General features: G+C 48.4%; 5 protein-coding genes. All 5 read left to right on the top strand.

Translation table 11 applies throughout. The features are described from left to right. Positions 1–266 precede the first annotated feature (266 nt). The 5 genes from nirB to NSQ38_RS00345 all read left to right on the top strand — a co-directional run bounded on the left by nirB (position 267) and on the right by NSQ38_RS00345 (position 13,651). Positions 267–2,381: a nitrite reductase large subunit NirB gene (nirB, locus tag NSQ38_RS00365; protein WP_339786115.1), complete on the top strand. Its 2,115-nt coding sequence runs from the start codon at positions 267–269 to the stop codon at positions 2,379–2,381. A 21-nt stretch (positions 2,382–2,402) separates the two neighbouring features. Further along, a complete protein-coding gene (locus NSQ38_RS00360) occupies positions 2,403–4,535 on the top strand; it encodes a molybdopterin oxidoreductase family protein (protein WP_339786112.1) in 2,133 nt (710 codons plus the stop codon). A 342-nt stretch (positions 4,536–4,877) separates the two neighbouring features. Further along, entirely contained in the window at positions 4,878–5,297 is a 420-nt protein-coding gene (locus NSQ38_RS00355; RefSeq protein ID WP_307539717.1) for a hypothetical protein, read from the top strand. 24 nt (positions 5,298–5,321) lie between these two features. Next, complete coding sequence (locus tag NSQ38_RS00350; RefSeq protein ID WP_339786109.1) at positions 5,322–10,292, top strand: DUF4132 domain-containing protein; 4,971 nt, start codon at positions 5,322–5,324, stop codon at positions 10,290–10,292. A gap of 647 nt (positions 10,293–10,939) precedes the next feature. Beyond that, positions 10,940–13,651, top strand: coding sequence for a glycoside hydrolase family 3 C-terminal domain-containing protein (locus NSQ38_RS00345; RefSeq protein WP_339786106.1), 2,712 nt, complete (start codon positions 10,940–10,942; stop codon positions 13,649–13,651). Positions 13,652–13,678: the final 27 nt, after the last annotated feature.

The following is a 13,678-nucleotide window of genomic DNA, read 5'->3' as shown; positions in this document are numbered from 1 at the left end:
AGCACTGTGATTTTGATTCAAATTATAATCAAGAGAAAATAGGTATGTCAACAAAAATTACATGTAATTTTAAATAATTCATTTTTTATTGTATTTCGGAGTTTTGATGTTAATTTAGTTGACATTATATTGAGATTCCCTTAATCTGAATCTAATATGAATCCACACAAAGGCGTGTGGATTCCGGAGGCAACGGTGCCCTTTTCCGAATTATGGAGAAGGGATTTTTCTGTTTATTTTCAGGTGAGAGAGATAGGGGGCAGCCCATGAGTAGAAGCAAACTGGTGATTATCGGGAATGGCATGGCTGGAGTGAAGTGTGTTGAAGAGATTATCGCACTGGAGCCTGATACGTATGAGATTGTCATCTACGGCAATGAACCCCGTCCCAACTACAATCGGATCATGTTATCGAAAGTATTGCAGGGTGAGAATTCGTTACAGGATATCATTATTAATGATTGGACTTGGTATGCCGAGCATCATATACGGCTATGTACAGGTGAAACGGTACACCGCATTGATACCCGTGGAAAATATATAGAGACTGAATCCGGACTAAAAGAAACCTATGATATCCTGATTCTGGCGACAGGGTCTTCACCTTTTATCCCACCGATTCCGGGGATTGATAAAGAGCGGGTCATGTCCTTCCGAACGATTTACGATTGTACGCGCATGTCTGATTATTCCAAAATCTATCGCAAGGCCGCCGTCATTGGTGGCGGATTGCTTGGGCTAGAGGCTGCGCGCGGGTTACTGCATCTGGGCATGGAAGCTGTGGTGGTCCATAACGCAACTTACATTATGAACCGGCAGTTGGATCAGAAGGCTGCCGCGATGCTTCAGGAGGAACTTGAAGCGCAGGGCATGTCCTTTCTTTTGGCCAAAAATACGCAGAAAATTACCGGACGATCGCAGGCCCAGGGGCTGCTATTCACAGATGGTTCCAAGCTTGAAGCTCAGGTTGTCATTGTCGCTGTAGGGATTCGGCCAAATGTGGATCTGGCCAGACGAAGCGGAATCGCAACCAATCGGGCCATTATGGTAGATGACTATATGCGCACTAGTGTACCGGATATATACGCAGTCGGGGAATGTGCCGAACATCGGGGGATCAGTTATGGTCTGGTGGCTCCCTTATACGAGCAGGGGAAAGTACTCGCACGTACGCTCTGTGGGCAGGAAACGTCTGAATACAAAGGATCTATTCCCTACTCACAGTTGAAAGTATCGGGGGTTGATGTTTTCTCGGCGGGTGAAATCAGTGGGGAAGGCATGCAGACCGCAATTCAACATCTGGATGGCATTCAAGGCACATATAAAAAAGTACTGATGCAGGCTGGCAAAGTGCGCGGAGCCATTTTATTTGGAGATACAACCGAAGGAACGGCATTGCTTGGACTTGTGCAACGAGGTGCGGATGTGGCGGAATTGGCTCCGCGTGAAGGGGCCCCAGACCCGGCTGAGATGGCTGCTGCGGCATTACCGGCTCAGGAGACCGTATGTGCCTGCAACAATGTGACCAAGGCGGCCATTATGAAAGCTATTCAGGAACAGGGTCTCGAGACGGCAGATCAGGTGAAGGAGCAGACTAAGGCGTCGGGTTCATGCGGTGGCTGTCGTCCGATGGTGGCTGCTCTATTGAAACATACACATAATCTGAAAAATAACGGGGGTACAGGCGTGGTAGCCACACCGGATAAACCTGCTCCAATGCCTGTATGCAGTTGTACGGATCTTGGGCATGCAGAACTGAAGGATATACTGGCTGACATCGTTGTTCTGGAGACAGTGCTACCAGACATATCTTTGATCTTGCAGAAGCTGGGTTGGGGTTCGGAGCTTGGTTGCTCGGTATGTCGCCCCGTAATTCATTATTACTTACGGGTATCCGGTGGAACGATTAATGACAGAGAGATCGAAGGTCACTCAGAGATTCAGGTACGCTGGGATGAGCGTATCCCACAGTTGTCCTATGCAAGAGATGCGGGTGGCTTGGCTGCACAGCTTCGTGCGCGTTGGATCGACGCAGCGATGCCGTCGCCGGTGAATATGGGAGTCGCACCAGGACCCGGTTCATTGGTGAGCGCACTAGTGCAGGATATCGGCTTGCTGGCTTCACCGGCTGGATGGGAGATATACGCAGGCGGTCACGCAGAACATCCGGTCAAGCAAGGTGGCTTGATTGGGGTGGCTGAAACAGAGATACAAGCGGCAGCACTCGCATCAGCCTGCCTTCAATGGTATCGCCAAACTGCCTGGTATGATGAGCCGTTATGGGCATGGGCGGAGCGTTTGGGGTTCATGACGATTCGGGAAACGCTGCTGGATGACCAGTTACAGAAGGAACTTGCAGCTACACTTCAAGCTGATATATAGATGAAAGGCGGGGATGGAAAGATGGGATTATCCGTGAGTTCAGAACCAACAGCCTCCAAGCTGTATGTAAAGGAAACCCAGTGTCCGTATTGCAGTGTGCAATGCAAGATGACTGTTGAAGAACTGGCTGCACCTGTTGCGGGCCAGCGTCGTGGTGAGTATACGGTTCAGGGTGTCCCGAATGAAGCCTCTCAGGGCAGGTTGTGTGTGAAGGGCATGAATGCTCATCAACATGCGCTTAGTGGTCAACGATTAATGCATCCGCTCATTCGTCGTAATGGCGAGCTTGAACCCTGTTCCTGGGAGGAGGCCATTCAGACCATCGCAGAGCGGGTTCAGGACTTGAAAGATTCATACGGAGCAGATACGGTCGGAGTCTACGGAGGAGGATCTCTGACAAATGAAACAGCCTATCTGCTCGGCAAGTTTGCCAGAGTTGCATTGGGGACAAAATATATCGACTATAATGGACGGTTCTGCATGTCAGCTGCGGCTTCAGCTGGCAGTAAAGTATTCGGGATGGATCGTGGATTGACGTTCCGTCTGTCCGATATTCCTAAGGCGGGCTGCATTGTACTTGCAGGTACCAATATTGCAGAATGCCAACCTACCCTTCTGCCATACTTCAACCAAGCGAAGGAGAACGGAGCCTTCATTATTGTTATTGATCCACGTAAGACGGCAACCGCAGCCATTGCCGACCTTCATTTGCAGGTGAAGCCTGGCATGGATGCTCTGCTGGCAGATAGCATGTTGAAGGTGATTATGGATGCCGGATTGGTGAAGCCTCATTTTATAGACAAACGAACGCATGGTTACGATCAATTGATACAAGGGTTGGCTGATCTGCAACTCGAACAGGCGGCACAAGCGTGCGGGGTTGATCTGGCGCTGATTCGTCAGGCAGCGATGGCCTATGGTGAGGCGGAGACAGGCATGATCATGACAGCACGTGGTGTGGAGCAGCAGACGGATGGACATATGGCAGTGAGACACTTTTTGAACCTGGTGCTGGCGACTGGCAAAATTGGTAGAGAAGGCTGCGGATATGGTGCCATCACAGGTCAAGGCAATGGGCAGGGCGGACGGGAGCATGGGCAGAAGGCTGACCAGCTGCCGGGCTATCGATCCATTGAAAATGAAGCCGATCGTGCCTATGTGGCATCCGTCTGGGGTGTGGACCCTGCAAGTTTGCCAGGCAAAGGGGTATCCGCCTACGAGATGATGGAGAAGGTCCATGATCAGGAGATTCGGGCATTACTTGTAATGGGCTCCAACCCGGTCGTATCTAACCCCAATGTGCGTTTGGTGGAAGAAGGTCTGCGCAAGCTGGACTTTCTGATCGTGGCAGACATGTTTCTGTCCGAGACAGCGCGAATGGCTGATCTGGTTCTCCCGGTTACATCTTATATGGAGAATGAAGGTACACTGACCAATCTGGAGGGGCGTGTTCTGCTCCGCGAACAGGGGCGGCCTGCACCGGGAGAAACGCTTGATGATTGGGATATATTATGCCGGATTGCCGCGCAATTGGGTAAAGCTTCTTATTTTGAATATGACACTGCTGAGGATATCTTTAATGAGCTTCGGGTGGCGAGTCGTGGCGGAGTGGCTGATTACTATGGCATTACCTATGAGCGTTTGCGTAACGAGAAAGGGGTATACTGGCCGTGTTCTGCCCTGGATGATCAGGGAGAAGGACTGTTGTTCGGTGAACGATTCGCACACCCGGACGGCAAAGCGGCATTCACATTCGAATCAAGTCCAGGATGGAATGATGTATCGCCGAAATTCCCCCTAATTCTCACCAATGGGCGTGTGCTGCCTCATTATCTTACAGGGGTGCAGACACATCGAAGTCCGGCACTGGCAGCTCGTGAATTGGAGAACTTTGTTGAACTTCACCCGGCTACCGCTGCCCGTTATCGTATTCACGATGGAGAGTGGGTTGAGATTCAATCGACGTACGGAAGCTTCACGGTTCGTTCGCGCATCAAAGATTCGATTCGGGAGGATACCTTGTTCGTGCCGATGCATTGGGGTGGCATTCAGAATGTGAATCGGGCCACCAGACCAGAGCTAGATCCGTTCTGCCGAATGCCTGGGTTCAAGACAGTGGCCGTAACCATTCGACCTTTGCGCTTGGCCAGATGATTCATGCAGGTTTCAGTTTATAAAGGTTCTCAGGCATCATAAGCTGTTCTAATGGTATCTAAGCGGCTGCACAGTCCATATTTATATGAGACTGTGCGGCTATTTTTGCGTATATGTACGCAAGTAGGCCATAGTTCCGTGGTTCCACGTAAACATGAGGATTGGCTCATGAATATGGATTGAATTTTAGTTATGATGTTCATTAGGGGTACATATGTACGTATTTTATATTTTATTTAGAGACAGATCGTCATTTCGAGTTTAGGTTATTCCGCATCGTGGTATAGATATCGGGGCTTATGGAAGCTTCTTCAAATATAGTAGGACAAGGGAGGGAATGCGGTGAACGTATGGATAACGGTAAAAAGTCTGGGTAAGCGCAAGCCGGTACTTGCCAAGCAAGCTGCCGAACTTCCGGAAACAACTCATACGTTAAGGCAGCTCATTGAGAACATGGTGGCTCTGCAAGTAAAAGCGCTTCAGGACAAGAAACAACAGGCAGAATTACTCGCCTACCTGATGCCGGATGATATTGAGGCGCAAGGAGCGGCGGGGAAAGTCGGGTTTGGCGCAGTATACAATGAGGGTGTTCCTGATCTGAATGTTGCGATGGAGACAGCTATAACCGCCTATGAGGATGGGTTATATAAAGTGTTTCTCAACGATGAAGAATTGCAGGAACTGGATGAGTCACTTGTTGTAAAAGACGGTGATAACGTGGTGTTTATTCGTTTTACAATGCTTGCCGGACGTCTGTGGTAGAGAGCGATGAAGGAGGAGAACAGGATGAATCAGGAAGAGCGAGTACAGGTGTATATGGAAGGATTGCAGGAAAGAGCCAAGTCGTTAACAGGGGTACAGCTTGAGCTGGCAGGCTATGTTGTGGAGATCGCCGGGTCTACCTATTTGCGTGGAGATGAAAAGATGTTTTTGAATACTGATAAGCTGCTTGGAAGGCTGGCTGCAGAAACGCAGAAACCATTATTCCAGCCACTATTGGATGTACTCGAGCATCTGGCGAGCGAGTCATTGGTTGCACGATTCCGTTATATCGCAGAGCGTGCGACTCGTTTCCCATACAGTAACAACTATGAACGCCGGCCTTTCCGCACATCCGATCCGGAGCAGCATGTAGAACAAGTCATCCGTAAACTGATGGGATTGTTCCGTATGGAAATGAAAAATTTCTCCTTGGAAGAATATGTGTCACTACGTGAGTACAAGCTGGATTATCTGCATGAGATCCGTTGGGTCCTGGCCGATTGTATCGCTTATGAACTGGATCATCAGGGTGGAGATATGAAGCAGGCACTGCACGATATTATCTATGGTGACAATCAGACGGCGTTGTTAACCCATGAAATGATCAAAGGTATATTCATGAGCGATCAGGCAGATGCCTATCAGATGGTGGGTGAGTTGCTCGTTGCAGCAAGGTTGCAGGAAGGGCTGCGCCAAAGCATTGTGGAGCGGATGGATGAAGGAACACTGGAAGCCTATATTTACATATTAAAAATCATCATCGACAACAACCTGATCCGTTTCAGTTCGGTGGTAAGAGCACTCGCCGTATGGACGGGAATTGGTATAGAAGCAGCCAATCAGCGTGTTGCTGCACAGCTGATTGAACAGGCGTATGAGGCGCTTGTGCAACCAGAAGTGCGCGAATCCTGGCAGCAGGAAGCGAACGCCAACAAGCTCTTTATCAGCCTGTGGGCGACAGCGGTCATTGAAGAGAATGAACTGACGAGCAAGATCATCGAGATTATGGATCAAGGCCAATTATATCAGAAGATTGTTGCCCAATACGTACTGGCTAACAGCCAGAACAGAGAGCTTCGTTTGCACATTGCACGTCGTTATCTGGAGGCGCAGGATACCGAGTTGATGCACTGGATTGTGACCAACTATGATGCCATGTATATGTACAACTGGAGTTTCGAGAATGGAGAGAATCAGCGTAGTGTCTACGTGTGGCCATTGCCTGCGCTTGAAGATAAGGCATTGAGACGTCAGGACTTTGATCAATTCAAACAGATGTTGGCTGTCATTCCAAAAGGCGGATCAGGTGGACCATCGGGTGTACTTGAGTATGTTCACTACCGGATTGATACAGATGATGTAGTGAAGAAAATGTTATATCTGGCCGCTTATGATATGGACCCGGAATGGATCGGCGAAGTCATCGCAATCAAGGACCGTTTGAGCCCAGAACTGCGCGGGGAACTGTTGTCCCAGTTTGTTCAGCATCCCGATAATGAGGTGCAAAGACAGTTTGTGTTTGAGAGTTTGTCTGATAAAAGCATCAGTAATAGGGAAAGTGCGCTCTCCAAGGCGAAGCAGCTCACGTTGACGGTTGAAGAGATGAAACAGATGGAGGCGCTGATGAAGCTCAAGACAGGCTCACTTCGTCAGAAGGTCATCCATGTATTGTTACTACAACCCGTGGACCAATTGACGGTTTCACTGAAGCGACTTTTGCAGGCCAAGAGTGAGTTGCAGCGTCTAGGCGCGCTCGAATTGTTGACCGAGATTGCGGCAGATCCGGATCGGGCAGATCAGCAGGAGCAATTGCAGCCATTGGCACAGCTGATTGAGACGCCAACCGCGAAGGAACAGAAGTTGCTCGACAAGCTGACGGATCAGGGGAGTCGCTATACGGCCGCTAATGGGTTTAATTTATTCGATCCGAAGCGACGTGAGCCATTGCTGGATGAGAAGCGTGACCTCAAAGGCCACAGTCCGAAGGATATCTTTACACTTTCTCTGGATAAGACCAGACCATTCCTGCAGGGGCTCGATGAATTAGTGCATGAACACAGGGATCATGAGTATGAAGTGGAGTACTATGCTGGCTACAAAGACACGTTGTTAGTCGGAGCGAGTCTTCGCTCCAAGGTTCCGTATGGAGAGCGGAATGAAATGAAGCAGATGGAACAGTTCCCGCTACATGAGATATGGGAAAACTTTATTCAACATGCTGGGTTTAGCAGTGTGGAACTGATGCAGCTATACATGGTTATACAGCTCCGGGATTTCAATGGCAAATTGAGTGACCATTACAGTTACTTCCATGATCAGTATGGCTATGATGAACTGCAAAAGATTCCATTATTGGAAGGCTGGCGCAAGTCGTTTGCCGACCAGATCTATCCTCTGGATGACATCGAAAAGCTACAGCAGATGCTGGATTCGTTAACGTATAAGGATCAGGTAGTGGCACTGATATCGGCGGCATTTCTGGATAGCGATCCGATCGACACGTTTGAAATAGCTGAGAAAACCTGGGCCTCCATCATCGCGAGTATGCCTGCTGATCGACTCGAGAAAGAGTCAGGCATGCTTCATATTCTGACTGGACCTTGGAATCATGTGGTTCGTGGCAAAATCCATGACGATAACAGCTTCAAACGTTTCTTCCAGACAGCCTACCAGTTCGCCAGTCTTGTAGAAAATAGTCAACCGTTGTCCTTGCTGTCACTTGAAGATTTCCTGCGCGCGTACCAGCTGAACCTGATTGATGAACAGGAGATATATCGACAGGTTCTGGTCGGTGGGAATCGTCTGATGTTTATTCGGGACTTAACATCCACTCGTACAGAAGTGATCGCAAGTGATCCCAAGCTGATTCATTTACGGGATACGGTCGTTAATCGGATTCTGGAGATCGAGCTGACCCGGGGAGAACTCTCTACAGAAGTAAGTACACTTGCCATGAAACTGGAACGAATTGAAGGCATGGAACACTGGGTACATCTGGTCTCGGCGATGGATCAGGATACATTTGTCCGTGGATATATCTACAGTTATGGGGACAACACAACACGTAAAGAGACGTTTAGCTATCTAATTCAGAATTGTCATCCACGGGATGGAGAAGATGAGAAGCGTCTTGGAGAATTACTCCAGAAGTATCCGGTGAATGAGAAAAAATTGCTGGAAGCGGCTATGTACGCCCCGCAGTGGATGGAGATTGTTGCAAAACATCTGGGATGGGAAGGTCTCCGCAGTGCGGCATGGTACTTCCATGCCCATATCAATGAACGCTTTACTGCGGAGAAAGAAACCATCGTGGCCCACTATTCTCCAATCTCACCACAGGACTTTAATGAAGGTGCGTTTGATATCGCTTGGTTTGAAGAAGCCTATGCTGCTGTCGGTGAGGAACGGTTCAATCTGTTATACGATTGCGCCAAGTACATTTCCGGGGGAGCTAACCACCGCAGATCCCAATTGTTCGCAGATGCTGCACTGGGCAAGCTTCGATTGGACGATATGCGTGATTCCGTGTCAGACAAGCGAAACAAGGATCATTTGTTAACCTACAGTTTGATCCCATTCGCCGTAAATCGGGAACAGGATCTGCGTGAGCGATACGACTTCATTCAGAAGTTTCTGTTGCAGAGCAAGCAATTCGGTGCACAACGCCGTGCCAGTGAAGGTGTAGCATCACAGATTGCACTGGGCAATCTCGCTCGTAATGCAGGTTATGCTGATGTTACGCGGCTGATGTGGGACATGGAAGCACGTAAGTTGGATGAGATGAAATCCTTCTTTGAACCTCATGCATTAGATGCTGACACGACAGCACAATTGGTCATTGATGAGGAAGGCCAACCCGAAATGGTTATCGTTAGCAAAGGCAAGACACTCAAATCTGTACCTGCCCGGTTCAAAAAAGATGGATATATCGCTGAACTGAAAGAGCTCAAATCGGATCTGGTGGATCAGTATCGCCGGGCACGGCAGGAGCTGGAACGTTCGATGACTGCTGGAACATCCTTTACACGTGAGGAAATTACCAGTCTGATGCAAAATCCGGTTATACATCCGCTGGTAAGAACGCTTATATTCCAGTCAGGTGACAAGACGGGACGATTCGATGTATCATCCAATGGTTTGGTTGCTCCTGGGCCGGAGGGTACGAACCATGCACTATCGGAACAGGATCAACTGTTGATTGCTCATCCGCTTCATCTGTATCAGAGCGGAAGCTGGAGTGAATTCCAGCGGGATCTGTTCACCCGTCAGGAGCGTCAGCCCTTCAAGCAGGTATTCCGTGAGCTGTATCTTCCTAACGAGGACGAATTGGCTAATGGTACGGTGTCTCGTCGATACGCCGGATATCAGATTCAACCGAAAAAAGCAGTAGCTCTGCTTAAAGGACGCCAATGGACTGTCAGTTATGAGGAAGGTCTGCAGAAGGTAAGTTACGAGCACAATCTGATTGCGAATCTCTATGCCATGGCAGATTGGTTCTCACCAGCAGATACGGAGGCACCTACCTTGGAGACGGTGCAGTTCTACGATCGTAAGAGCTACAAACCTGTAGCGCTGCAAGATGTGCCGCTGACGTTCTTCTCGGAAGTTATGCGTGATATCGATCTGGTGGTCAGCGTTGCACATGTGGGAGGCGTAGATCCGGAAGCCAGCCTGACAACAATCGAGATGCGTCACGTCATTGTGAACGAGTCGTTGCGTCTGCTGAAGATCGACAATGTACGTTTGGACGGGAATTACGCACGAATTGATGGTGAATTGGGTGAGTATGCTGTTCATCTGGGGAGTGGTAATGTGTTCAAACAAGCTACAGGTGCACTTCATATTGTTCCGGTGCACAGTCAGCATCGGGGTCGAATCTTCCTGCCCTTCCTCGATGAAGATCCGAGAACAGCTGAGATTCTGTCCAAGGTGATGTTGCTCGCCGAAGATAAAAAGATCAAGGACCCGCAGATTCTTGCACAGTTACAGAACTAGAATTGAACCGCCCCACGGGGCGGTTTTTCTATTTGTTACTCCGATTTTAATGTAACTTCGAATCTCAATATAACGAGTGTAGAACAAGAATCATGGACGGAAAGTGGACAATATGGAGCAATTCCAACATAAAGGCAGCTGAAGAACCTGTTAAAAGGGACCTCAGTTGCTTTTATATTTTTGGATATTTCAATGGACCGGATTGGTTCCGTTTTCAAATAGACTTAGGACCCAGAGTGTGTCGACATATTCCTTAATCTGATAATTAATTGCATTAATTGGTTGATCGGGAGTGGGTCGAACCGACTGTTTTTAAAAGTAAAGAATTTGTTCGAAAGTAGTTACGGAAATGTAAATAATTCGTTTTCTTGTTTTGTTATCTGAATTGTTAATATGGTGATTCCAAAGAACTAGGCTTGTTCTAATCGGTCATTTACCAAATTTAAGGGGATGTAATTCATGATCATGTCGGCTATCGTTAGGAAGCGAAATCTGCTGACTTGCTTGCAGGCTGCAGTTTCAGAAGCCATGTGCAGGACAACCTGAATGCTTGAAAGACTGGGATCAAGCCAGTTTGCATTCCCTTGTATACATGTATTCAATATGTGCACAAGAAAAATGATCAAGAGAGAAGGAGAACTTACAACATGAACAGAAGACTCAATCTGATTTTCCTCAAACGATGGTTTATGTTATTAATCATCGTGGCGGTTGCGGCTATGCCGCTGCACGCCTTCGCCGCGGAGGCGGAATCTGGGGCCAATCGTCCTTGGATGAACAAATCCTTGTCTGCGGAGGAACGCACCGAGCTGCTGCTCAAGGAGATGACGCTGGAGGAGAAAGTTGGATTCGTAACCGGTAAAGTCAATAACTATTATGGTTTCTATAATGATGGATTGGAGCGCCTCGGCATTCCGGCATTACAGATGGCAGACGGACCTGCAGGGGTACGTGTGGCTAACCCGGATGTGCAGGACAAAAAGTCCACGGCACTGCCTGCACCCATCGCGCTTGCCGCTTCCTGGGATACCAATCTGGCCAAGAAATATGGCGATCTGATCGGTCAGGAAGCACATGATACAACACATAATGTAGTGCTCGGCCCTGGGCTGGATATTGCACGTACACCATGGGGTTCCCGGAACTTCGAATCTCTCGGGGAAGATCCGCTATTGGCTTCGGGCATGGGTGCAGCGTATGTGAACGGGATTCAAAGTAATCCGGTTATCGCTACAGCGAAGCACTACATCCTGAACAACCAGGAGACGGAACGTTTCACGACCAATGCAACAGCCAGCGAACGTGCCATTCAGGAAGTCTATGCACGTCCGTTCCAGGCGATGGTTGAAAAAGCGGATCTTGGTTCTGCCATGTGTTCATTTAACCAGGTGAACGGTACATATGCTTGTGAGAACAAGGAGATGCTTACCAATGTCCTTCGGGATCAGTTTGGCTTCGAAGGGTTTGTTATGAGTGACTACGGTGCAAATTTCAGCACAGCCAAATCCGCCAATGCGGGTCTGGATCTGGAGACACCTGGAGAGCCGTATGGCAAATGGGGAGACAAATTGCTGGAAGCCGTGAACAATGGCGAAGTCAGCGAGCAAACCATTGATGAGAAGGTTAGACGCATTTTGCTTCAAATGTTCGATAAAGGGCTGTTCGATAACCCTGTAACGAATACACAAATCAATGCCAAGAAAGACGGCAAACAGGCACGTGAAATTGCAGAAGAGAGCATGGTTCTTTTGCAAAACAACGATAATGTACTGCCGCTGTCCAAGAATAACGTGAAATCCATCGCTGTCATCGGACCGGATGCAGATAACGCATCTGCTGCTGGTGGAGGTAGCAGTTTGGTTAATCCGACGTATACTGTAAGTCCGCTTCAAGGCATTCGTAACCGTGCTGGTAACGGTGTGGATGTAAAATATGCTGCCGGAACCGATCCTATCTCCGCAGGAGATGCATTTAATGGACCATCCGCCGTACCTTCTACTCTTTTATCACCAGCGGATGCTCAGGAAAGTGAAAGAGACTATGGTACAGATCGTGCGGAATATGGTCTGCGTGCTGAATACTGGACGAATAAAGATATGGAGGGTAATCCTTCTTTGGTCCGTACAGATAATCAGGTCAACATGAATCTTGGATTCTACAACTATGAAGGTTTTAACGCACAATCTTCCAAGCTTCCAGTGACACCAACGAAATTCAATGCCAAAATGTCTGCTCGTTGGACAGGGGCGATCACAGCACCTCAAACGGGTGAATATAAACTGTCCCTGACCAGTCTAGGTTCTGCGAAACTGTATGTGGATGATAAGTTACTCGTAGACAATCAAGGTGAAACACTGAGTACAACAAAGAAAGAAATCACATTCAAAGAAGGCGAGTCCCACAATATTCGAATTGAGTATCGTACGGATTTCCCGGTACAGACCAATCATGATATGGGTGCACAGGTTCGTTTTGGCTGGGAAGCTCCAGAAGACGCTGTGGATATCAAAATGCAAAAAGCAGTTGATCTGGCGAAAAAATCCGATGTTGCCGTCGTGGTAACTCGTACGTATGACAGTGAAGGTTACGTCGACCGTTCCGACCTGGAGCTGCCGAATAACCAGGAGCAGCTGATCCGCAAGGTAGCAGCAGCCAATCCAAAAACGATCGTGGTGCAAATGAGTGGTCGCGCTGTTGAAATGGATTCCTGGCAAAAAGAAGTGCCATCCATCGTTCAGGCTTGGTATGCAGGTCAGGAACAAGGTAATGCAGTGGCACGTGTTCTGTTCGGCGATGTGAATCCATCCGGTAAGTTGCCGGTGACGTTCCCATCAGATGATTCCCAAACTCCGGTATCCACTGCGGAACAATTCCCGGGTGTGAATGGGGTGGGCAACTATTCCGAGGGTATCTTTGTAGGGTATAAAGGATATGACAAAGAAGGCATGACACCGGCGTTTGCCTTTGGACACGGACTGTCTTATACCGATTTTAATTATCGTAATCTGCATGTGAAAAACACAGGCAAAGGCGACAAAGCAACCGTAGAAGTATCCCTGAACTTACGTAACACCGGTAAAGTTTCCGGTGCAGAAGTTGTACAGGTCTATGTTGGCAATCTGCCAACTAAAGTTGAAACTCCAGAGAAGCAGCTTGCTGGTTGGGCGAAGGTAGATCTGAAAGCAGGCAAGCAGCAACGGGTCAACATTCAACTGGATCGCAGCGCATTGTCCTATTGGGATGAAACATCGCATGAATGGTTAATGCCTAAGGGTAAGGTTCAAGTGTATGTTGGTAGTGCATCCGATGATATTCGTCTGACAGGTAGTGTGAATATCGGAAGCAAGTCCGGTAAATAAAAGTGCAATAAGGGAGTTCGGAAGGTT

The organism is Paenibacillus sp. FSL R7-0313, from assembly GCF_037969885.1.
Lineage (GTDB): Bacteria > Bacillota > Bacilli > Paenibacillales > Paenibacillaceae > Paenibacillus.
This window is presented reverse-complemented; position numbering and strand designations above follow the sequence as displayed.

What these genes read in the sequence shown, in the direction of transcription:
- nirB (WP_339786115.1), top strand. Translation starts at nt 267, where the DNA reads ATGAGTAGAAGCAAACTGGTGATTATCGGGAATGGCATGGCTGGAGTG.
- NSQ38_RS00360 (WP_339786112.1), top strand. Translation starts at nt 2,403, where the DNA reads ATGGGATTATCCGTGAGTTCAGAACCAACAGCCTCCAAGCTGTATGTA.
- NSQ38_RS00350 (WP_339786109.1), top strand. Translation starts at nt 5,322, where the DNA reads ATGAATCAGGAAGAGCGAGTACAGGTGTATATGGAAGGATTGCAGGAA.
- NSQ38_RS00345 (WP_339786106.1), top strand. Translation starts at nt 10,940, where the DNA reads ATGAACAGAAGACTCAATCTGATTTTCCTCAAACGATGGTTTATGTTA.